20 protein-coding genes and 1 pseudogene are annotated in these 22556 nt (G+C 61.4%); 3 read left to right on the top strand and 18 right to left on the bottom strand.

The window, feature by feature from the left end; translation table 11 throughout:
• Nucleotides 1–561: 561 nt before the first annotated feature.
• The 7 genes and pseudogenes from ACWKWE_RS11170 to ACWKWE_RS11140 all read right to left on the bottom strand — a co-directional run bounded on the left by ACWKWE_RS11170 (nucleotide 562) and on the right by ACWKWE_RS11140 (nucleotide 6181).
• On the bottom strand, nucleotides 562–1626 hold the full coding sequence (locus tag ACWKWE_RS11170) for an AI-2E family transporter (RefSeq protein WP_483850546.1): 1065 nt from the start codon (nucleotides 1624–1626) through the stop codon (nucleotides 562–564).
• Between the two features lie 131 nt (nucleotides 1627–1757).
• The gene (locus tag ACWKWE_RS11165; RefSeq protein ID WP_371928521.1) at nucleotides 1758–2513 is read right to left on the bottom strand and encodes a methyl-accepting chemotaxis protein; all 756 of its coding nucleotides are present in this window, start codon (nucleotides 2511–2513) and stop codon (nucleotides 1758–1760) included.
• 102 nt (nucleotides 2514–2615) lie between these two features.
• Nucleotides 2616–3347 (bottom strand): annotated as a pseudogene (locus ACWKWE_RS11160) (cache domain-containing protein); the annotation flags it as partial.
• 194 nt (nucleotides 3348–3541) lie between these two features.
• Nucleotides 3542–4879, bottom strand: a complete 1338-nt coding sequence (locus ACWKWE_RS11155; protein WP_483850545.1) for a sensor histidine kinase — start codon at nucleotides 4877–4879, stop codon at nucleotides 3542–3544.
• Nucleotides 4876–5544: a response regulator transcription factor gene (locus ACWKWE_RS11150; protein WP_483850544.1), complete on the bottom strand. Its 669-nt coding sequence runs from the start codon at nucleotides 5542–5544 to the stop codon at nucleotides 4876–4878. Before ACWKWE_RS11150 ends, ACWKWE_RS11155 begins: the two co-directional genes overlap by 4 nt.
• Nucleotides 5544–5873 (bottom strand): PepSY domain-containing protein, encoded by a 330-nt coding sequence (locus ACWKWE_RS11145; protein ID WP_166594794.1) that lies wholly within the window; start codon nucleotides 5871–5873, stop codon nucleotides 5544–5546. Before ACWKWE_RS11145 ends, ACWKWE_RS11150 begins: the two co-directional genes overlap by 1 nt.
• Nucleotides 5873–6181 carry a PepSY domain-containing protein gene (locus ACWKWE_RS11140; RefSeq protein WP_166594793.1) on the bottom strand — a complete coding sequence of 103 codons (309 nt, stop codon included), beginning with the start codon at nucleotides 6179–6181 and terminating at the stop codon, nucleotides 5873–5875. The genes ACWKWE_RS11145 and ACWKWE_RS11140 overlap by 1 nt, the downstream gene beginning before the upstream one ends.
• A gap of 165 nt (nucleotides 6182–6346) precedes the next feature.
• Here ACWKWE_RS11140 and ACWKWE_RS11135 point away from each other — a divergent pair, with 165 nt between their 5' ends.
• The gene (locus tag ACWKWE_RS11135) at nucleotides 6347–7429 is read left to right on the top strand and encodes a patatin-like phospholipase family protein (RefSeq protein WP_483850543.1); all 1083 of its coding nucleotides are present in this window, start codon (nucleotides 6347–6349) and stop codon (nucleotides 7427–7429) included.
• Between the two features lie 121 nt (nucleotides 7430–7550).
• Entirely contained in the window at nucleotides 7551–7907 is a 357-nt protein-coding gene (gene queD / locus ACWKWE_RS11130; RefSeq protein WP_074755358.1) for a 6-carboxytetrahydropterin synthase QueD, read from the top strand.
• A gap of 137 nt (nucleotides 7908–8044) precedes the next feature.
• On the opposite strand, the gene ACWKWE_RS11125 is transcribed toward queD, so the two are convergent.
• The 7 genes from ACWKWE_RS11125 to ACWKWE_RS11095 form a co-directional block, all read right to left on the bottom strand.
• Entirely contained in the window at nucleotides 8045–8998 is a 954-nt protein-coding gene (locus tag ACWKWE_RS11125; RefSeq protein WP_483850542.1) for an omptin family outer membrane protease, read from the bottom strand.
• Between the two features lie 242 nt (nucleotides 8999–9240).
• A complete protein-coding gene (pepN, locus tag ACWKWE_RS11120) occupies nucleotides 9241–11904 on the bottom strand; it encodes an aminopeptidase N (RefSeq protein ID WP_483850541.1) in 2664 nt (887 codons plus the stop codon).
• A gap of 36 nt (nucleotides 11905–11940) precedes the next feature.
• Complete coding sequence (locus tag ACWKWE_RS11115) at nucleotides 11941–12771, bottom strand: DUF2797 domain-containing protein (RefSeq protein ID WP_483850540.1); 831 nt, start codon at nucleotides 12769–12771, stop codon at nucleotides 11941–11943.
• On the bottom strand, nucleotides 12768–13028 hold the full coding sequence (locus tag ACWKWE_RS11110; protein WP_062380693.1) for a YeaC family protein: 261 nt from the start codon (nucleotides 13026–13028) through the stop codon (nucleotides 12768–12770). The genes ACWKWE_RS11115 and ACWKWE_RS11110 overlap by 4 nt, the downstream gene beginning before the upstream one ends.
• Nucleotides 13029–13057: 29 nt before the next feature.
• Complete coding sequence (locus ACWKWE_RS11105; RefSeq protein WP_401144518.1) at nucleotides 13058–13930, bottom strand: rhomboid family intramembrane serine protease; 873 nt, start codon at nucleotides 13928–13930, stop codon at nucleotides 13058–13060.
• Between the two features lie 24 nt (nucleotides 13931–13954).
• Nucleotides 13955–14926, bottom strand: coding sequence for a metallophosphoesterase (locus ACWKWE_RS11100; protein WP_483850539.1), 972 nt, complete (start codon nucleotides 14924–14926; stop codon nucleotides 13955–13957).
• A complete protein-coding gene (locus tag ACWKWE_RS11095) occupies nucleotides 14926–15816 on the bottom strand; it encodes an NAD(+) kinase (RefSeq protein ID WP_120127105.1) in 891 nt (296 codons plus the stop codon). Before ACWKWE_RS11095 ends, ACWKWE_RS11100 begins: the two co-directional genes overlap by 1 nt.
• Before the next feature lie 467 nt (nucleotides 15817–16283).
• On the opposite strand from ACWKWE_RS11095, the gene ACWKWE_RS11090 reads away from it, so the two are divergent.
• Nucleotides 16284–17267, top strand: a complete 984-nt coding sequence (locus ACWKWE_RS11090) for a DUF1853 family protein (protein ID WP_483850538.1) — start codon at nucleotides 16284–16286, stop codon at nucleotides 17265–17267.
• Here the strand turns inward: ACWKWE_RS11090 and ACWKWE_RS11085 are convergent.
• From ACWKWE_RS11085 to ACWKWE_RS11070, 4 genes are all read right to left on the bottom strand, one after another.
• Nucleotides 17230–18513, bottom strand: coding sequence for an arsenic transporter (locus ACWKWE_RS11085; RefSeq protein ID WP_166594785.1), 1284 nt, complete (start codon nucleotides 18511–18513; stop codon nucleotides 17230–17232). The genes ACWKWE_RS11090 and ACWKWE_RS11085 overlap by 38 nt on opposite strands.
• The gene (locus ACWKWE_RS11080; protein WP_166594784.1) at nucleotides 18513–19718 is read right to left on the bottom strand and encodes an MFS transporter; all 1206 of its coding nucleotides are present in this window, start codon (nucleotides 19716–19718) and stop codon (nucleotides 18513–18515) included. Before ACWKWE_RS11080 ends, ACWKWE_RS11085 begins: the two co-directional genes overlap by 1 nt.
• A 250-nt stretch (nucleotides 19719–19968) precedes the next feature.
• Nucleotides 19969–21309 carry an MFS transporter gene (locus ACWKWE_RS11075; RefSeq protein ID WP_483850537.1) on the bottom strand — a complete coding sequence of 447 codons (1341 nt, stop codon included), beginning with the start codon at nucleotides 21307–21309 and terminating at the stop codon, nucleotides 19969–19971.
• A gap of 308 nt (nucleotides 21310–21617) precedes the next feature.
• Complete coding sequence (locus ACWKWE_RS11070) at nucleotides 21618–22526, bottom strand: 1-aminocyclopropane-1-carboxylate deaminase/D-cysteine desulfhydrase (protein ID WP_483850536.1); 909 nt, start codon at nucleotides 22524–22526, stop codon at nucleotides 21618–21620.
• Nucleotides 22527–22556 lie beyond the last annotated feature (30 nt).

Raw genomic sequence — 22556 nt, 5'->3', positions numbered from 1 at the left:
CGATAGAGATGCACCGGATGTACCGGCATTGCGGTCGGGCGCCCACGGAATCTTAGTCATGCCCCAATCCCTGTGGGAATTCATTCGCGAAAAGTGGCTGACGATAGAGATGTACCGGATGTACCAGCATTCGCGAATGAATTCGCTCCCACAGTTGAGACCTGTGTCTGGATTAAACCTCTGCGCACGTCATTACATCGCGAAGAGCGTTAGCTCCAGCAAGACCGCTTTTGATCTTTTCCCACGCCAGTCCAGACACCGCTGAGCGCGACTTGGGTGCAGGCCGAACGCAGGCGGCGCGGAGTGGGCCTAGCGGCATGGATGCCGCGAGAGCCGCGCTGGGCCATGGATGGCCCTTCGCGGCGGGCCCACGGAGCGTCGCCGGAGCGAGGGAACCCTGACGCAATCAGGGCCAACCAGGAGCAGGCACCCTTGGTTACTTGGGGGTGGTGCGGCAATCCGACTTTTCCAAGTAACTCGCCGGAGGCGAAATCTTCTGCCCCCAGGCAGAACCTATATCAGCATCACCCGAGACAACGGATATACACACAAAACAAAAAACTACCCCGGCAACCTCACCGTCGTCTTCGCCCCGGTAAACAACCCCCACGTCGACATGAACAACGCCGCAATCATCGGCCCGATCACAAACCCGTTCAGCCCGAACACTGCCATCCCCCCCAGCGTCGAAATCAAAATCAGGTAATCCGGCATCCGCGTGTCCTTGCCCACCAGAATCGGTCGCAGCACGTTATCCACCAATCCGATCACGAACACCCCGAACAACCCCAGCACCACGCCCTGCCAAATCATCCCGCTCAGCAGGAAATACGCTGCCACTGGCGCCCAGACGATCCCCGCCCCTACCGCCGGCAACAGCGACAGAAAAGCCATCGCCACCGCCCACAACAACGCGCTGGGAATGTCCAGAATCCAGAAAATCAGACCGCCCAGCGCACCTTGGGTGATCGCCACCACCACATTGCCCTTCACCGTCGCGCGCACGACACGGGTGAACTTCAGTTGCAGTCGACGCTTCTGCACCTCCGCCAAGGGAACGGCGATGCGAATACGACGGGTCAGGTCCTGGCCGTCGCGCAGGAAGAAAAACAGCAGGTACAGCATGATGAAAAAACTCACCACGAAATCGAACGTGCCCTGTCCGAAGCTGAACGCCTGGGTCGCCAAGTATTGACTGCCCTGCATCGCCGTCTTTGAAATCTTGTCCTGCAGCCCGTTGAAATCTCCGATACCCAGACGGTTGAGCCAATGTTGCATCGAGGTCGGCAGCAACGCCTTGAATTCGGCGAGGTATTTAGGGATGTCAAGCTGGCCGCTTTCGACGCTTTTGTACAACGCAGCACCTTCCTGGACCATCAGCATGCTGATGATGATCACCGGCAAGATTGCGATTACCAGGCAGATCATCAATGTGCACAGCGAGGTGAGGTTGCGTTGCCAGCCGAAGCGCGCCACCAGTCGCCGTTGCAGGGGTGCGAAGATGATGCCCAGCACCACCGCCCAGAACACCGCACCGTAAAACGGCAGCAGGATCCAGATGAAGGCCAGCGTCACCAGGACCACCAGCAGCATCAGGGTTTTGTTTTGCAGCGAGGTCTCGTTCATGTTCCTTCCATGTCATTAAGCCCCGCTAAACGCAGGGCCTAATGATTAGTCCGTCAATCGCAACAGGAGTGCCGCCGGAGAGAGGCTGCAGGAAGGAAACGATGGGCCATTGCGGCCCACCGTGTGGCGCATCAGATGCGGAACTGGCCCACCAGTTGGCCAAGACGATGATTGAGGTCGGTCAGGCTGCGCGACGTGGTGGCACTGTGGCGGGTCTCGTCGGCAACGCTTTCGACCGCCACGGCGATCTGATGCACGCTGCGGTTGATTTCTTCGGCCACGGCCGTCTGTTCTTCGGCGGCGCTGGCGATCTGCGCGTTCATCGAATTGATCGTGCCGATCAGTTGGCCGATGGTGTCCAGCGACGCACCCGCTTCGTTGGCCCGGGCGGAGGTGCCATCGCCGGCCTCGCTGGAGCGGCGCATCGCGGCCACGGCGCCTTGGGTGCCCTGTTGCAGGCGGTCGATCATGCCCTGAATTTCTTGCGTGCTTTGTTGCGTGCGGCTGGCCAGGGCGCGGACTTCATCGGCCACCACCGCAAACCCGCGACCCGCTTCGCCCGCCCGTGCCGCTTCGATGGCCGCGTTCAGCGCCAGTAAGTTGGTCTGTTCGGCGATGGAACGGATCACCCCCAGCACGCCGACGATGGACGTCACGTCGTTCTGCAGGCTGTCGAGCGACGCGCCGCTATGACGAATGTCACTCACCAGCGCATGGATCTGCTGAATGCTGCCGTCGACGACGCGCTTGGCGGTCTGGCCTTCCTGATCGGTCTGCTGCGCCGCCACCGACGCGCCTTGCGCGCTCTTGGCGACTTCCTGCGCGGCGGCTGACATCTGGTTGATCGCCGTCGCCACTTGATCGGTTTCGTGACGTTGGCGCTCCATGGCCTGTTCGGAACGCTGCGCCTGACGGGTCACTTCACCCACGAGGCCGGTCAGTTGCGAGGTCATTTCCGCGATCTGCCGCACCAGCCCGTGAATCTTGTCGACGAAGCGATTGAACGAGCCCGCCAGATCACCCAGTTCGTCCTGCGAGGTCACGGCCAGGCGGCGGGTCAAGTCGCCCTCCCCGGCCGCGATGTCGTCCAGGTTGGCTTTCATCAACTGCAATGGCCGCAGGATGGTGCCGGACGTCCAGACGCCGATGACGGCAATGATCACCAGCACCACCAATGCGATGCCGAGGATGGTGATCAGCATCTGCTCGGTTCGCTGGGCGATGGCCTTGCGGACTTCAGCGACTTTGGCGTCGATATTATCCAGGTTCACCGAGGAGCCGATGGCCATATCCCATTTGGGCAGGAACTCGGTGTAGCCAACTTTGGGCAAGGACTCGTTGGAGCCCGGCAATGGCGAGGCGTACTCCAGGTAATGCGTCCCCGATTTACCGGCTTCCACCAAACCGACAACATAAGGAATGCCATTAGTGTCGCGGGTGTCTTTGAAGCTTTTGCCGATGCCGTCAGGACTGTCGCCTTTGAAGAGGCGAACGATTTGAGAGTCGTAGCCAAAGAAGTAACCGTCTTTGGCGTATTTAACTTGGGAGAGCATTTTGATGACTTGGGCGCGGGCCTCCATATCACCTGGAGCCGAGGCGTCATAGAGCGGCTTGATGGTTCCCATGGCCACCGCCACATAGCTTTGCAAGGTGGCTTTGGCTTCAGCGAGCAAACGCTGACGGGTCTCTTCGACTTCGCGGTTCGCTTGTTCACGGAGCATGAAAACCGTACTGACGCTGATGATCAGCGCAAACAGCAACACCGGAAGCACGGCGAGGGAGAGAACTTTGGCTTTCAGATTTAGCCGCATAGGTGTCGTGACCTTTTATTATTGTGGGCAACGGGCCATCCAGGCTCCTTAATAGGTAGCGGCGCAGTACAGCAAAAGTTGAGGCCGCGACGACAACCAATCGATCAATGGACGCCCGGTTGAGCCGGCTGACGCTCTGGAAGGTCGATGCGCACCTGCAACCCGCCCAGCGGACTGTCGAGCAGCTGAACGTGCCCACCCCACGCCTCAACGATGTCTTTGACGATCCCCAGCCCCAATCCGTGCCCGGTCACCTGTTCATCCAGCCGGTTGCCACGGCCCAGCATCTCGACCCGCTGCTCTGGCGGAATCCCCGGCCCGTCGTCGTCGATCAGCAGGCGGTATTGGCCCTGTTCGTGTGTGATGGTGAGGCAGACGGCGCTGTCGGCCCACTTGCAGGCGTTGTCCAGGAGATTTCCAAGCAGTTCCAGGATGTCTTCACGGTCCCACGGCAGGACCAGATCGGCGGCCACGTGGTTGTTCAGCTCCAAGTGCTCGCCATGGATCATTCGCAGGGTGGAAAACAGCCCCGGCAGCTCGGCAGAACAGTCGAATCGCACACTTGGCAGCGCATCGCCTGACAGACGTGCACGATTCAGCTCACGCTCCAGTCGTTGCTGAATCTGTTGCAGCTGATCGCGCAAGGTGGCGCGCACGTGGGGCAATTGTTCCAGCTTTTGCCCTTCCGTCAGGCTCATCAGCACCGCCAACGGTGTTTTCAAGGCATGACCGAGATTGCCCAAAGCGTTGCGAGATCGCTTGAGGCTGTCCTCAGTGTGCGTCAGCAAATGGTTGACCTGGGCGACCAGCGGCTCAAGCTCCAGCGGCACCTCCTGATCGAGCTGCGAGCGCTGGCCCTGTTGCAGTTGGAGTATCTGCGCCCTGGCCTTGTCCAGCGGACGCAAGGCACGGCGTACGGTCACCCGTTGCAGAATCAGGATCAGCATCAGCGCGGCCAGCCCCAACCCCAGGCCAATGCGCTGCACTTGCGCGAAGCTGGACTGCACCGGGGTGTAGTCCTGGGCGACCGTGATGGAAATCTTCTGGCCAAACTTCCGGTAATCCGATTGAAGCAACAACAGGGATTGCCTGCTTTTTTCCAGCTCGAAGTCGGCGTGCAACCCGGCTTGGTCAGGTTGTGGCAACTCCAGGTCCCACAACGATCGCGAGCGCCAGTGCCCACCGTCGAAGTCAATGCGGAAATAATGGCCGGAGTACGGCCGCTGATACCCCGGCGACAGCCGCTGTTCATCTAACTGCAGGCCATTGGGGCCACGCACGATAGCCACCAGCAGCAATTCGGCGTCATTGCGCAGTCCCGATTCCAGATAGCGTTGCATACCGACTTCGAACAGCCACAGGCTGACCTGCGCCAGCACCAGCCCAATGATCAGCAGCACGCTGATCAGGCCAAGGCTGAGGGTGCGTTGTATCGACCTCACCCGCCCGTTCCGCCAAATCGATAGCCTTGGCCGCGCCGGGTTTCGACCACCGCTCGGCCCAGCTTGCGGCGCAGGTGGTTGACGTGCACTTCGATGACGTTGGAATCACGCTCGTTTTCCCCATCGTACAGGTGCTCGGCCAGGTGGCTCTTGGACAGGATCTGTTCGGGGTGCAGCATGAAATAGCGCAACAGCCGGAACTCGGCGGCGGTGAGCTGGATGTCTTCGCCGTCGCGGCTCACGCTTTGGCGGCCCTCATCCAGATGCAGGCCCGCCGCTTCGAGTTTCGGCTGATTCGCCAGGCCTCGGGCACGGCGCAGCAGCGCCTGGATGCGCAGCTGCAATTCTTCGGGGTGAAAGGGTTTGGTGAGGTAATCATCGGCACCGGCTTTCAACCCTTCGATCCGCTCGGCCCAGGAGCCGCGAGCGGTGAGGATCAGCACGGGTGTCGCCAGGCCGTCCGCGCGCCATTTCTGCAAGACGTCCAGCCCCGACAGCCCCGGCAACCCGAGGTCCAATACGATCAGGTCGTAGGGCTCACTCATCCCTTGGTGAACGGCGTCGCGGCCATCGGCCAGCCAGTCCACCGCGTACCCCTGCCGAGTCAAACCGCTGACCAGCTCGTCCGCCAGAAGCACGTTGTCTTCAACCAGTAACAGGCGCATCAATCGTCTTCCTTGTCTTCCAGCAAACGGCTGTCGCGGGCATCGAATTTGAGTTCACGAACCACGTGATCGGACGTCAGCAACTCGATCTCGTAGACCAGAACGTCGTGTTTCTCTTCCAGCTCCGCTTCCAGGAGTTTAGAACCGGGATAGCGTCCCAGTGCCTGTTCGATGAACTGCTCAAGCGGCAGAATGACGCCCTTTTGCCGAAGGGCGAGGGCCTCATCCTGATCCAGATCCCGTGCAGCGCAGACCGTGCAGGCCGTGACTGCACAGGCGGCGATCAGGCCGTGGGCGAACAGGACGGAAGGACGCTTACCGGCGATCATCAGGTGTCCTGATGGTCTTTGAGGATTTGGCCGTTGGTGGCGTCGAGTTCGACATCCCACTCGACACCCTTACCGTCGCGCAGCTCGACCTGATAAACGTACTTGCCATATTCCTGTTCCAGCTCGGTCTCGGTAACGGTTGCGCCAGGGTGTTTGGCCAGCGCGGCCGCGTTAAGTTTTTCGAAAGATTGAATAGTACCTGCATCTCGCAGGCGCAGCGCTTCGTCCGGGCCCAGATCTTTGGCCTGTACGTAGCCAGCAGTGAGTGCGAGAGCAGAAGCGGCGAAAAAGGCAGTGAACAGTTTCATGGTGAATCTCCGTTGTGGTCGTCTTGTTGACGGAAACAACGATAACCAACCGAACTTAATTGAAGCTGAAACGTACGGCCACCTGCCATCACCTTTGGCACAGACCCCGCTTTTCGCGGGCGAGCCAGCCGATATACTTCGCCTCTGCTTATCTCCGGAGTGCCCATGAGCGCCATTCAGATCAAGACGCCCGCGCTGACCCTCAAGGCCGGGAAACGGGCGATGGCCCGGATTCATGACCACGGATTGGCCCCCGCCGATGTCGGCATCATTCCGGGTGCGGCGGGCGGGCCCAAGGCGCTGGGTATTCAAGGGCTGGATCTGGCGCTGTTCGGCGAATGGCTGCCACGTTTCAAGCGGGAACGCTCGCTGATCGGCGCGTCCATCGGTGCGTGGCGTTTTGCGAGCGCCTGTCTGCCTGACCCGGTGGAAGGCCTGACCCGGCTCGGTCAGCTCTACAACGAACAAAGCTTCGCCAAGGGCGTGACCATGGCCGAGGTCACGCGCAGTTGCGTGAAGATGCTCGACGACCTGTTGCAGGGGCGCGATGCCCGTGTGCTGAGCACCCCCCACCACCGACTCAACGTGATGATTGTGAAAAGTCACGGCCTGCTCGCGCTGGATCATCGCGGCGGTCTGGGCCTCGGGCTGGGCTCAGTGATCGCCAACAACCTCATCGGACGCGCGCGGTTGTCGCGGCATTTCGAACGGCTGATCCTGCACGACGCTCGCCTCGCCCCACCGCTCTCGCCCTTGACGGATTTTCCCTCCCGCTGCCTGCCCCTCGACGTGTCGAATCTGCGCCAGGCGCTGCTGGCCTCGGGTTCGATTCCGATGGTGATGCAAGGCGTGATGGACATTCCGGGTGTCGGGCCGGGTACGTTCCGCGACGGCGGCCTGCTGGATTACCACCTCGACCTGCCCTACAGCGGCAGCGACATCGTGCTGTATCCGCATTTCACCGATAAAATCATCCCCGGCTGGTTCGACAAAGCCCTGCCGTGGCGGCGCGGTGACCTGGGGCGGTTGCAAGACGTGGTGCTGCTGGCGCCGTCCCGCGATTATCTGGCGACGCTGCCGTTCGGCAAGCTCCCGGACCGCAGCGATTTCAAGCGTTTCGTCGGCAACGACCCGGAACGCCAGCGCTATTGGCGAACGGCCATGGAACAGAGCCGAAGGCTGGGCGACGAGTTCATCGACCTGGTGGACAGCGGGCGTCTGGCCGGTCGGCTGGAGACGCTGATCTGACCGGGTGATTTTCAACCGGGCGGTCAGGTTCTGACGGTGCCTCGGCAAACCATTGCTGGTAAACTCGCCCCCTGCATTTTTTCGCCCAGGCGATCGCCAACCTTTCAAGGCTCTCAATACCGTGGAAATCTTCAAGGAATTTACGTTCGAATCGGCTCACCGCCTTCCTCACGTCCCGGAGGGCCACAAGTGCGGCCGTCTGCACGGCCACTCGTTCCGGGTCGCGATTTACCTGCAAGGCGAACCTGATCCGCACACCGGCTGGATCCGTGACTTCTCCGAGATCAAGACGATCTTCAAACCGCTGTACGAGCGTCTGGATCACAACTACCTGAACGACATTCCCGGTCTGGAAAACCCGACCAGCGAAGTGTTGGTGAAGTGGATCTGGAATGAGCTGAAGCCGCTGCTGCCGGAGTTGTCGGCCATCCGTATTCATGAAACGTGCACCAGCGGTTGCGTGTATCGCGGGGATTGATCGATGCCAGCGGGGCAGTCGTTTTCGCCCCCCCCTTCGCTTCAAACGTGCTCACGAATACGGCCGGGCCAATCAGCTGAGCATTGGCTGACTGGCGCCTTTCGTGAGCAAGCTCACTCCCACAGGGGCGGGTTCATTCAGAAGCGGTAGTTCAGCGCCAGGCTGGACAGCACAGTCCGGTTGGCTTGGGAGCCGGCTTTGCCACCGTGATACTCGCGTTCCCCCGTCTTCAGATTCTTTTCAAGCATGCTGCCCTTGGCCTCGGCGTACGTTTGATAATCGACGTTCCCCTTGAGCGATAGCTGCGGCGTCAATTTATACGACACGCCCACTGCCAAGCTCTGCATTTTTCCACGATTGCCGTTGTTGCCGGTGAAGGTGACGTTGCGAAGATGATGCTGGTCGTAGTCCCGAGCTTTGACCCACTGGCTGTATTTGAAGCGCCCTTCCAGCGTCCAGTTGTCGTGGGTGTACAACCCGACCAGCCCCACAAACGGCGTAGCGAATGTTTGTTCATAGCTGATGCTTTTCAGTTTGGCGGGAATCTGGCCAGTGATATCTCGGAAACCGTCATCCGATGAATACGTAAAGCGTCCGCCCTTGGCTTCCCAGCCGAACTCGCTGTGCTGGTAGCCGAGCATCGCGCCTAACGCCAGATCCTCCCGCTTGAACGCCCATACCGTGGCTGCGAATTCGGCTTGCCAGGCTTTCTTCACCTTGGTGTCCGGGTGGTCCGAATAGTCGGTCCAAGGCTCGTCCTCACCGTTCATCCAGTCGTAATCCTTCATGTGGCTACGACCCTTGCCCATCTGCGTCCAGCCCTTGGCATCCAGCGACAGCCACTCGGCGGGGTTAAACGTCACCCCCAGGTGCAACGTTGGCACCTGTTTGATAGCCCAGTTGAGCTGGCTGAGTTTTTCGCCCTCGTCGTAGACTTTTTCCCTGGACTGACCATTGAGCAGTCCCAGCCCCACACTCAGTTCAACATCCCCCGCGCCAAACCGCTGTTCCTCGGTGACATGAGCATGGGCCAACGCCTCTTGCCCCAATGCGGCCAACCCCAGCAACGCCCACGTATTCCGTGACTTCATCAACTCGCCCATACCTTTTTATTGGAAGAAACGCTCGCTGCCCACGCAAGGCATCAACAAGCGGCGAAAGGATGAACGTGACGGCAGGACGTTTCTGCCAGCCGATTCGTATCAGGGTGTGTGAAAGCTGGACGCGAGGACAGGGAAGTTTCCTACAGGATTGGGCGATCAGTGTTGCGGATACGCATAAAAAAGGGCCGCCCGCGTTCACGGGCAGCCCTTGTCAGTAAAGCTAACGGCGATTACGCCAGGCTTTTACTCACCACTTCATACACGTCCGGCGACAGCTGACCGGAAGCGCGAATCCGCTCCAGTTCGCCCTTCATCAGCGCCTGACGCTTGTCGTCATACTTGCGCCAGCGGGTCAGCGGGGCCAGTTGGCGCGACGCGATCTGTGGGTTGAAGCCGTTCAGCTCGATCACCAGATCCGCCAGGAAGCGATAGCCCGAACCGTCTGCCGCGTGGAAGTTGATCAGGTTTTGCCCGGCAAACGCGCCGATCAACGCCCGCACCTTGTTCGGGTTCTTCATCGTGAAGGCGGGGTGCTGCATCAGGGCTTTCACACGTTCCAGACCGCCCGGCAAGGTGCAGCCAGCCTGAACGCTGAACCACTGATCCATGACCAACGCGTTGTCCTTGAAGTTCTCGGCGAACACCGCCAACGCCTTGGCCTTCTCGGCTTCGAACGGCGAGTTGACCAGCACGGCCAGCGCGGTCAGACGCTCGGTCATGTTGTCGGCGCTGTCGAACTGTTCGATGGCCGCCGTCAATACCTCTGGTTTGCCGGTCAGCATCAGGTACGACAGCGCGATGTTTTGCAGGGCGCGGCGGGCGAAGTGCTCGGACTCGGCCACATACGCCGTCCGCTTGGACACCTCGCGGTTAGCCTCGTAACGCTTCCACAGCGCCTCGCTCAGGCTGTTCGCCAGTTGCTGACGGGCGAACTCGCGGGCGGCGTGGATAGCATCGACGTCGGCCACTTCGCTGATTTCGGTGAGGTAGGCCTCCCCCGGCAACGACAGCATTTCCGCGACCATGGCCTGATCCAGCGATTCGTCGGCCAGCACCGTGCCCAGCGCGGTGATCAGACGCTGATCCAGCACCAGCGCCTCGCCTTTCTGATGCTGAGCGACCAGTTCCTGCAACACCTGCACCGACAGCTGCTGACCGGCATCCCAGCGGTTGAAGCCGTCGCTGTCGTGTTGCATCAGGAACATCAGCTGGTCGCGGTTGTACGGGAAGCTGAGTTTGACCGGCGCCGAGAAGCCGCGCAGCAGCGACGGCAGCGGCTGCTCGTTAATGTCGACGAAGGTGAAGGTCTGTTCGGCTTCGGTCACGGCGATCACGCGGGACGTGCCGGTGGCCGAGGACTCGCCCTGCAAGCGCAGCGGAATTTCCTGACCTTGCTTGTCGAGCAGGCCCAGGGAAACCGGGATCACGAACGGCTTTTTCTCTTCGCCTGGCTGACCGGGGGTGGTCGGCGCGCTTTGGCGGAAGGTCAAGCTGTAGGTTTTGGCTGCGGCGTCGTAGGACTCGGTCGCCGTCAGACGTGGGGTGCCCGCTTGCGAGTACCAGCGCTTGAACTGGGTCAGGTCGATGCCGTTGGCGTCTTCCATGGCCTTGACGAAGTCGTCGCAGGTCACGGCCTGGCCGTCATGGCGCTCGAAGTACAGGTCGCTGCCCTTGCGGAAGCCGTCAGCGCCCAGCAGGGTGTGGATCATGCCGACCACTTCCGAGCCCTTTTCGTACACGGTCAGGGTGTAGAAGTTGGAAATCTCGATGAAGCTGTCCGGGCGCACGGCGTGGGCCATGGGGCCGGCGTCTTCGGCGAACTGGTGGGTGCGCAGGTAGGCGACGTCCTGGATGCGCTTGACCGTGGCCGAGTTCATGTCGGCGGAGAAGCCGGAATCGCGGAACACGGTGAAGCCTTCCTTGAGCGACAACTGGAACCAGTCGCGGCAGGTCACGCGGTTGCCCGACCAGTTGTGGAAGTATTCGTGGGCGACGATGGCCTCGACGCGCTGGTGAGCGGCGTCGGTCGCGGTTTCGGCGCGGGCCAGCACGGCGCTGGAGTTGAAGATGTTCAGACCCTTGTTTTCCATGGCGCCCATGTTGAAGTCGTTGACCGCCACGATCATGAAGATGTCCAGATCGTATTCGCGGCCGTAGACCTCTTCGTCCCAGCGCATGGATTTCTTCAAGCTGTCCATGGCGTGCTGGCACTTGTCGATGTTTTCCTGCTCGACGTAAATGCGCAGCGTGACTTTGCGGTCGGTCATGGTGATGAAGGTGTCTTCGATGCACCACAGGTCACCGGCCACCAGCGCGAACAGGTAGGCCGGCTTCTTGAACGGGTCTTCCCAAGTGATCCAGTGACGGCCATCTTCGGAAGGACCGGCTTCGATCGGGTTGCCGTTGGACAGCAGGATCGGGAAGTCCTGTTTGTCGGCGATCACCGTCGTGGTGAAGCTGCTCATCACGTCCGGGCGGTCGAGGTAATAGGTGATCTTGCGGAACCCTTCGGCCTCGCACTGGGTGCAGAACATGCCGCTGGACTTGTACAGGCCTTCCAGTGCGGTGTTGGTTTCCGGGTGGATCTTCACGCTGGTGTCGAGGGTGAAGGTCGCGGATTTGGGGTGGACGGTCAGGTTGTCCGGGGTCAGTTCGTAGTCATCCGATGCCAGGTCCACGTCGGCCAGCTTGACCGACAGCAGTTCCAGCAACTGGCCGTCCAGAACCAACGGGGGCAAGCCTGCGCCCCTTTCCGGATTGCGGCGCATGACCAATTGCGCGTGCACCAGCGTGTGGTCGTCGAACAATTCGAAGGTCAGGTGGGTCTCGTCAATGAGGTACTCAGGCGCCTGATAATCCTTCAGGTAAATCATTTTCGGCTGTTCGGTGCGCATGATGCTGTCCTTGTTCTTTGAGCTGAAAATACGAGGCTAGTGGTGCACGGCGAGCTGATAGGCCGTGTACTTGCGGATGTTGATCACGCCGGTGTCGAAGATCAGGTATTGACCCTTGATGCCCAACAACGTGCCCTCGGCAATGGGGTCCTTGTCCAGGTTGAAGCTGACGATCTTGGTCGGGTAGGCCTCGACCGGGTAGCGGATCTCGATCGGCTCGACATCGTTCAGCAGCTGGATGGCTTGCAGGCCGAAACGCGCTTGCAACGCTGTCAGACCCTCAGTGCAGGACTCGAACAATTGCTGACGGATGGCCGCCAGGTCAACCGATGGCGCATCGCCTTTGAGTAATGCGCGCCAGTTCGTGCGGTCGGCCACCTGACTGCGGAACAGGTCTTCGACAAAGCCCGATTGCTGACGGGTCGCCACGCGCACGATCGGCAACGCCTGACTGGCACCCTGATCGAGCCAGCGGGTCGGCAGCTGCGTGGCGCGAGTAATGCCGACTTTCACGCCCGACGAATTGGCCAGGTAAACCACGTGATCGGTCATGCAAAATTGCTCGCCCCACGACGGATCGCGGCAGGTGCCGTGTTCGTGGTGGCACTTTTCCGGGCTCATGATGCACACATCGCACTGCGCCAGTTTCTGCATGCAGGGGTAGCAATAGCCCTGGCTGAAGCTGGTTTTGGTGCGACGGCCGCAATGGCTGCAATGGATGGCACCCAGGTATTCCAGGCGCACGGTCTTGCCGATCAGTGGATTGACCGGGATTTCCGAGTCACCCAGACGAAACGCGTATTCCACCTGCGTGGCGTCAAGCCGCGCAGACATTTTGTTGACGGAACCTCGACCCATTTCGATCAATGGATGGCATCCGATTTGAAGAGAATGTTCGGCACCGGCGCCGATTTTGACGCGCATTCCTGCGGACCCATGTAGCCGATGCGCTGTTCTTCGGGCACGTTGCGCACTTCCCAGGCGATCAGCGCCTGCAGCGACAGTTCACGTTGTTCCTGCGTCAGCTTGCGGCCATCGGACCACTTGCCGATCTCCACGGCCAGTTTCAGGCTCTCGTAGATGTCCGGGGTGATGTTTTCGATCATTTCGACAAAAGAGGACATTGGGTTCTCCCAGAATTAAGCGAGCAATTTTAAGGGGTACGGCGCGCCAATGCACCGCCCACAAGACCTGTTGCACAACCGATGATCAGTCCGCCGACGTGCGCCCCGTTGGCGATTTCGCCAAACCCCAGGAGGCTGATCAGCCCGGACATACAAAGCACCAGCCACGCCAGCATCATCACCAATACGCCGCGAGGCAGGCGATAAATGGGGTTGGGTGCGAGCAATTGAAAGATCCAGCAGTGACCGAGCAGCCCGTACAGCACCCCGGACAGCCCGCCGAACAGGCTCGGACCGCTCCAGAAATACTGGCCGTAGTTGGAAAACGCGCTGAACGCGAGGGTCAACCCCAGCAAATGCCAGCTGCCCTGACGCATCTCGATGCGTCGCCCCAGCTCCCAGAACCAGAGGGCGTTCATCACCAGGTGCAGGATGCCGAAGTGGATCAGCATCGGCGACACGACCCGCCACCACTGCCCCGCCGCCAGCGTGACGCTGACCGGGGTGAACATCACGTAATCGCCGCTGACGCGGAAATCGTTGAAGGTCAGCCAGCTCAGCGCTTCATAGTTGTCGCCCAGCAGCGTTACACCCGCGACGATCAGGCACAGCAGCAGAAAGACACTGGTCACCGGGCTGCTTCGCACCTGCACCAACGGGCTTGGCCGGGTCTGCGCGACGACTTCACGACCCGGCGGCAGTTGCGCCGTGGGGTCGCCTTCCGGGTATTGCTGATAGAGCTGGCGCACGTCGTCGGCCAGTTGCGGCGCGTCGGGCACCCACAGCACTTGCTGGCCCGCCTCTTCGCTGACCCGGTGCGGCACGTTGAGGCGCCGCAGCAGTTCGACGAAGCCGCTCAGATCGGTGTTCAACGGCAGACGCAAAACGGCGACCGGATTCATGGGGTACGGCTCATTGCGAAAGGCTCATTGGGAGATTTCTGGTCGCTTCACATCGACCCATACGAACTTGTGCGGGTCGATTCGGGTTTCCTGGTCCAGTCGATACGCCACCAGCTTGCCGTACAGCACCGCGCTGTAATCCAGGCACGCGAGGTTCGGGCGAATCGGCGCGGGCACGCCGCTGCGCCAGTAGTGACCGACGAACAGCAGTGGCTCATCGACGCCGTAGCGTAGCAAGGCGCTTTTCTCGGTGTCGGACAGCGGCCGCTTAGCCACGGGTTCTGGCAACGCATCCGGCTGGAACACCACGTCGCCGTAGGTCTGCGGGTTGTCTTCCCAGAACTTGGTGCGGAACGAGGCGCGGGTCAGGCCGTCGCCGCCGGTGAGCGTCATGCCGTGGGGCAAGCGCATGTCAGTGCCGCGCAGCAGGCGGTCGAACACCGCGCTGGCGAAGCTGCCGGGCACGGCAGACGCCTGAACGAACGCCTGATCGACGCGGCCATCGCCGTGGGCGCTGCGCAAGGGCTCGATCAGGTTGGCGTCCCAACAGGCGTGTACCAGACGGAAGCGTTCGGCGTCGATGAACAACGGCAGTTCGTAGAACCACTTCAGGAAGTCATTCCAGTCAGCGGGATGCCCTTCGAATTGCGCCAGGGTTTCGCCCAGCAAACGGGCATGGCGTGGCGTGTGTTCGCGCACGAACTGCTTGCCACTGTCCGGCGGCGCAGGCGTGGACCAGCCCAAAGCGTTGAATTCATGGTTGCCCATGATGCAGAACGCCTGGCCGGCCACGACCATGTCGTGAACGATGTGCAGCGCCTCGCGAATGCGCGGGCCGCGGTCGATGATGTCGCCGAGGAACAGGGCGATGCGTTCAGGGTGGCGCCATACGCCCGCCTGAAACCGGTAACCGAGGGTGTCGAGCAAGTGCTCAAGGGTCTGGGCACAACCATGCACGTCACCGATCAGATCGTAGCTACGCGCGGGATCGAGCATCAGTCGCCCCCGCCGCCAAGCCGACTGCCCCAACCGAGTTTGGTCCGGCAGACTTCGTAATAATTGTGGTCGAGCGGGTGAATCAGGCGCAGTTTCTGCGGTTTCTTTTTCACGGTCACGGTGTCACCCGGCGCGCAGGTGAAGTGGTTTTGTCCATCGCAGGAGACCTGTGGATAAATCGTCATGTCCTTTGAGACAACGATTTTCAGCTCACTGTTGCCGTCGACGACAATTGGCCGTCCGGACAGGGTGTGCGGGTACATCGGCACGATGACGATGGCGTCCAGCTTGGGGTGCATGATCGGGCCGCCCGCCGACAGCGCATAGGCCGTGGAACCGGTTGGCGTGGCGACAATCAGGCCGTCGGCTTTCTGGCTGCAGACGAATTGACCGTCGATGTAGATCTCGAATTCGATCATCCGCGTGGACTTGCCGGGGTGCAGCACCACGTCGTTGAGCGCGTCGCCTTGGCCGATGGCTTCGCCGTGGCGGCGGACTTCGGCTTGCAGCAGGAAGCGGTTTTCTACCAGATAGTGGCCGTCGAGCACCTCGGCGACCTTCACTTCCAGCTCGTCAGGGCGGATGTCGGTCAGAAAGCCCAGGCTGCCCCGGTTGATCCCTAGCACCGGGACGTTGTGCTTGGCCAGCGCCCGCGCCGCGCCCAACAGGCTGCCATCGCCACCGACGACGATGACCATGTCGCAGACCTCGCCCAGCATCTTGCGCGACGACGTTTGCATCCCGTGCCCCGGCAGGACCTCGGCGATGGCGTCTTCGAGAATCACATGCAGATGCCGCGACACCAGGAATTTCTTGAGCCGGCGAACGGTCTCCAGCACCTGGGAACTGCCCAGGCGACCGATGATGCCGATATTTCGAAATTGCTCCATGGGGCTCCCGCAGGGTTCAGGCACAGAAAGAACGCGATTATGGGCGAAGGGGTCGGGGGCGGCAAATGGGGCGCGTCCATAATGCCCTGACGACGAAGGACATGAGTCGCCTGCACCGACGTATCGCGAATGAATTCGCTCCTACAGGGGTTCAGTGGTGCCCCATATTCCGTGCTTGGCGCAGTCTCAACTGTGGGAGCGAATTCATTCGCGAAAAATGGGTCCGGCAACGGAGATGTGTCGGCTGTACCGACCTATCGCGAATAAATTCGCTTCCACAGGGGTTCAGTGGTGCCCCGTATTCCGAGCTTGTCGCAGCCTCAACTGTGGGAGCGAATTCATTCGCGAAAAATGGGTCCGGCAACGGAGATGTGTCGGCTGTACCGACCTATCGCGAATAAATTCGCTCCCACAGGGGTTCGGTAACGCCGCGCATTCAGAGGCGTCCGCCCTGCTATCCTGAGCCCATGACCCCCTTCCCGACCCTCACCGCCCTGCCCCGTCAACTGCGCACGCCTCAGGTGCGGGATCTGGCGTGGGCGATTCTGTCGCCGCCGATGCTGGCGGTCACCGAGTGGCCGCAGCGTCATCCCTTGAGCGGCAGTGACTGGGTGCAACATCCCCAGGCGCTGGAGGCCTTCTTACGGCAGCTCGATCAGGACAGCGGCGAACTCGTGGAATGGCTGTCGCGCAGTTCGATCCGCCGATTGGGTCTTTATTACGAACGTCTCTGGCATTTCGCGATTCATCACGCGCCAGGGGTGGAGATGCTGGCGGCCAACCTGCCGATTCGCATCGGGGGGCATACCTTGGGCGAGCTGGACATGGTCTTGAAGGACAGGGACGGCATTCATCACGTCGAACTGGCAATCAAGTTCTATCTGGGCGAACGGCACACCGACGGCCATGACCCGGCGAACTGGCTTGGGCCGGGTTCTCATGACCGACTGGGGCTGAAACTGGCGCACTTGCATCAGCATCAATTGCCGATGTCCGGGCGTGAGGAAAGCCGCCACGCACTCTCGGCACTCGGGATCGAATCCTTCAGCGCCGCGCTGTGGCTGGGGGGGTATCTGCTGTATCCATGGCCGGACAGCGGCGCATCCCCGCAAGGCGCGCACCCCGAGCATCTTCGCGGCACATGGGTGCATCGCAAGGACTGGGCCGCCTTCGCTCTGCGTCACGCCGAAGGTCGCTGGCAACCGCTGCCACGCCATGCGTGGTTGGGGCCTGCCCGGTATGACGAGGTGTGGAGCGCAGAAGCGTTCGAGGCCTGGCGCGACCAACTCGCGCCCACGGCTCAAGCGCAATTGCTGGTGCGCCTGACTGAACACCCGGACTACCATTGGCAAGAGGCCGAGCGGGTATTTCTGGTGTCAGACCGGTGGCCGCACGCCCCGGAAGACGACGAGGTCAGACACTCAATCGCAACACCAGCGCCGCCAGTGTGATCAGCAGCACCGGCAACGTCAGCACGATGCCGACGCGGAAGTAATAGCCCCAACCGATGCTGACGCCTTTCTGCGCCAGCACATGAAGCCACAGCAACGTCGCGAGGCTGCCGATGGGCGTGATCTTCGGCCCCAGATCGCTGCCGATGACGTTGGCGTAGATCATCGCTTCCTGCAACGGGCCATGGGCGTGGCTCGCGTCGATGGACAGCAGGCCGATCAGCACCGTGGGCAGGTTGTTCATCACCGAGGACAGCAGCGCCGTCAGTACACCGGTGCCCATTGCCGCGCCCCACAGGCCGTGTTCGGCGAAGCGGTCGAGCCAGCCCGCAAGGTAAGTCGTCATGCCTTCGTTGCGCAGGCCGTACACCACGAGGTACATGCCCAGCGAGAAAATCACGATCTGCCACGGCGCTTCTTTCAGCACCTTGCCGGTGGAAATCTGATGCCCCTTGGCCGCGATGCCCCACAGAATCGCGGCGCACACCGCCGAAATCGCACTGATGGGAATACCCAATGGCTCAAGCGCAAAGCACCCCACCAGCAGAATCCCCAATACCCACCAACCGGCGATGAACGTGGGTCGGTCGTGGATGGCCGACGAAGGCTCGGCAAGCTGCGAGGCGTCGAAGGTCTGCGGGATGTCCTTGCGGAAAAACAGCATCAGGATCGCCAGCGTGGCCGCGACGCTCACCAGGTTGACCGGGACCATCACCGAGGCGTAGCGATTGAAGCCGATGCCGAAATAGTCGGCGGACACGATGTTCACCAGGTTCGACACCACCAGCGGCAGGCTCGCGGTGTCGGCGATGAAGCCCGCCGCCATGACGAACGCCAGCGTGGTCGCCGGGGAAAACCGCAGCGCCAGCAGCATCGACATGACGATGGGCGTGAGAATCAGGGCCGCGCCGTCGTTGGCGAACAGCGCCGACACCAGCGCGCCGAGCAGCACGATGAACGCGAACAGACGACGCCCTCGCCCCTTGCCCCAACGCGCCACGTGCAACGCGGCCCAGTTGAAGAATCCGGCCTCATCGAGCAACAGGCTGATGATAATCAGCGCGATGAAGGTGCCGGTGGCGTTCCAGATGATGTGCCAGACCTGCGGAATGTCCGACAGGTGCACGACGCCGAAGAGCAACGCCAGCACGGCGCCGAACGTCGCACTCCAGCCGACGCCCAGCCCTTTGGGTTGCCAGATCACCAGGGTGATGGTGACCAGAAAGATCAGGACCGCTATCAGCATCAGCGTTTCGTTCTCGGAAGCAGGATCGCCAGGATGCCCAGAAGCGGGAGGAAGGAACACAGCGTGTAGACATACACGATGCCGTGAAGGTCCGCGAGGTGGCCTAATAATGCGGCGCCGATGCCGCCGAAGCCGAACATCAGGCCGAAGAAGATCCCGGCGATCATGCCGACGTTGCCTGGCACCAGCTCTTGTGCGTAAACGACGATGGCCGAGAACGCCGAGGCCAGGATGAAGCCGATGATCACGCTCAGCACGCTGGTCCAGAACAGGTCAGCGTACGGCAGCGCAATGGTGAACGGCGCCACGCCAAGGATCGAGAACCAGATCACCGCCTTGCGGCCGATCTTGTCGCCAATCGGTCCACCGAAGAAGGTGCCCGCCGCAACGGCTGCGAGGAACATGAAGAGGTGCAACTGCGAGCTGGCGACCGTCAGCTGGAATTTCTCGATCAGGAAGAAGGTGAAGTAGCTGGTGAAGCTGGCCATGTAGAAATACTTGGAGAACACCAGCATCGCCAGGACCACCAGCGCGCTGGTCACCCGGCCTTTGGACAGGCCGTGGGTCGCGGCGTGGCCGGCCTTGAGCTTGAACAGCGCCAGGTGCTGTTTATACCAGCGGCTGATGACGTACAGCAGGCCCACCGAGAACAGTGCGATCAGCGCGAAGTAGGCGATGTGGCCTTGGCCAAACGGGATGATGATCGCCGCCGCCAGCAAGGGTCCGATGGCCGAACCGCTGTTGCCGCCCACCTGAAATGTCGATTGCGCCAGGCCGAAACGCCCACCGGACGCGAGTCGGGCGATCCGCGAGGCTTCGGGGTGAAACGTCGAGGAACCGATGCCGATCAAGCCCGCCGCCAGCAGAATCAGCGGAAAGCTGCCCACCGTCGCGAGCATCAGCACCCCGGCCAGAATGCACAGCGACCCTACCGGCAAGACCAGCGGATTGGGGTGGCGGTCCGTGAAATAACCGACCCAGGGCTGCAGCAGCGAAGCGGTGACCTGGAATGTCAGGGTGATCAGGCCGACCTGGGTGAAGCTCAGGCCATACGAGGCTTTGAGCATCGGGTAGATCGACGGCAGGATCGACTGAATCAGGTCGTTGAGCAGGTGCGCCAGCGCCACTGCGCCAATGATGCGCAGGACCAGCGGGCTGGATTGGGGGATCGCGGAAGTCGCGGTCGAAGGGCTGGTGACGGCCATCGGGTTCATCCATCGAACGGGTGATGTGCCGCACGCAATTGATGACAAGAAATGTCAGCGGCACTGAGGGCCGTCAATGTGCCATTTTTTGGGGCGGTGTTGCCATGTTTTGTTGCGGGAATTGCGAGCTGCGGGGTGCCCGCACTCGCGCGACCTGTAGGAGTGAGCTTGCTCGCGATGGCGGTCTACTCATGATGAAAATATCGCTGAATGATCGCTATCGCGAGCAAGCTCGCTCTTACAGGGGCGGTCAGGCGATGGACTGGGCAGCGGCACGCCGCTCCAGCGCCCCGTCCACGTCATGCAGCGAGACCTTCGACGTCTCTGGCAACGCCAACCCGCCCACTAGCCCCAGTGCCGCGACCACGATCAGGTAAAACGCCGGTGACAGGTTGCTGCCCGTCAGGCCAATCAGCCAGGTCGCCATCAGCGGTGCGGTACCGCCGAAAATGGTGTAGGCAATGTTGTAGGTGATCGCCGAGGCCGTATAACGCGTGCGCGTGGGAAAGGTCTCGGACAGCAGCGCCGCCGTGACCACGTTGCACAGCACCGCGCCGGTCGCCAGCAGCATCACGCCGATGATGGAGCCTGCGAACGAACCGGAACTGGCCATCAGGAACGACGGATAGACCACCCCCGCCAGCAGGACACAGGCGGTAATCACCGTGGCTCGACGCCCGACCTTGTCAGAAAACGCCCCGGCCACCGGGCACAACAACGACGCAAACAACAATGCGATCAACGACACCAGCAATGCGGTGGCGCGGGTTAGACCTCCGGCCACTTGCAGGTAGGTCGCGAAGTACGTGGTGAACATATAGAAGGACAGCGCGGTCAGCGAGATGAATGCGCCCAGAGCGAGAATCGCGCCGCCGTGATTGCGCAGGGTTTCCTTGAGCGGCGAATGGGCCACGGCGTGCTCTTCGGTCACGGCCTGAAATGCCGGGGTTTCGTCGAGCTTCCAGCGCAGGTACAGGCCGACCAGCCCGAGGGGCGCGGCGACCAGGAACGGCAGGCGCCAACCCCAACTGCTCATGGCGTCCGCCGACAGCGAGGCTTCCAGTGCGTAGGCGAAAATTGCTGCTGATGCGAAGGCCGCGAAGGTCGAGACCGGCACGAAGCTGCCGTACCACGCCCGCTTGCCCCGGGGCGCGTGTTCCATCAGGTAGGCGCAGGCCCCCGCGTATTCACCCCCGGCGGAAAAGCCTTGGGCGCAGCGGATGATGGTCAGAAGGATTGGCGCGATCACGCCGATGGCGGCATAGGTGGGGAGCAGCCCAATGATCGTGGTCGCCCCGGCCATCAACAGAATGGTGAAGGCCAGCGTGCGTTTGCGGCCGATCTTGTCGCCGAGCATGCCGAAAAACACACCGCCCAAGGGACGGAAGGCGAAGGCCACGGCGAACACGGCGAAGGTCTTGAGCAGCGCCGCGCTGGCGTCGCCGCTGGGGAAAAATTGCTGAGCGATAGTCGTGGCCAAAAATCCGTAGACCGCAAAGTCGAACCATTCGACAAAATTGCCGATGCCGGCCGCCACGATGACTTTTCTCAGGGTGGCAGGGTCAACCTGCTCGATGGCTGGAGTGGTCATGAAAACCTCGGCGCGCGTAGGAAAGATCCGATTATCGGTACAGCGCCTGAGCCGCCTTACTCCAGAAGTGTCGTCGACGTACTCAGGACCGACCTGTCATGGGGTCTGATCCGCAGGATTCGTGCCAGAGGCGCTGGTTTAGGGCATTCACCTCAAATTGAACGGCTCGACGCGAACTCTCTGTAGGAGCGATTTGTTCTGGGCGGCTATCCGACGAAAAATGGACCAGGCAACGGAGAGACGTCGTCTGAACCCGCGCCTCGCGAATGAATTCGCTCCTACCGTGGAGGGATGTGTCGTTGCCGGGGTCAGTACGCGGCGCGGAGTGCGTCGGAAGCCCGCTTGCCTTGCAGACCGCCGGTATGCACAAAGATCAGCCGCGTGCCTTGCGCGAACCGCCCCGCTTCGACCGCCTGCTGCAACGCCAACACCGCCTTGCCAGTGTAGAGCGGTTCGAGGGGCACGCCGCTTTGCGATTCGCTGGTGGCAATGAAGTCCAGCAATGTTGCGTCAACCTTGGCAAAACCTCCGCGACTGGCGTCGAGCAATTCGTATCGCACATCTCGGTCACCGCCGAGGATGGCGGCCACGTTTTCAGCGACCCCATGCCCTTCCGGAACCGCCATCGCCCCGTACACGCTGCGATTTTCTGCTTCGGCCAGCACCAGTCCGGCCAGCGTGGTGCCCGTTCCACACGCCAGCCACCAGCCGTCATAGTCGTCCCAGCCGATGTCGGCGAGTTGATCACGGGCCTGTTGCACGATCTCGGCGCAACCCAACGCGCCCTCCCGCCCACCGCCACCTTCAGGAATCGGATACAGCTGTGGATAACGCTCACGCCACGGCGTCCAGAAATCCGCTTCGTGTCGGGCACGATAGCCTGCATAGCCAAGCCAGTGGAGTTCCATCCCGAACGCTTGAAGGTCCAGCACGGTGGGCGTTTCCACGGCATGCCCCCGCAACAGCCCGACCGTGGAAAAGCCGAAACGCTTGCCCGCCGCTGCCAGTGCGTGCAGGTGATTGGAATGCGCGCCGCCCAGACTGATCACCCCTTCGGCCCCTGTCTCTTTTGCAGCGGCGAGGTGGTGAGAGAGCTTGAACCATTTGTTGCCGCTGATCAGTGGGTCGATCAGGTCGAGACGCAGGATCGCGACGCTGACGCCGGACGCGGCGAGCCAGGGCAGGTTGAGAGGTTGGAGTGGGGCTTGGGGGGGCATGGCGTTCAGCGCGTGACGAAAGGTTCGAAG

This window comes from Pseudomonas salicis (genome assembly GCF_057128705.1).
The sequence above is the reverse complement of the archived record's forward strand: the minus strand, read 5'-3'. Positions and strand labels throughout refer to the sequence as shown.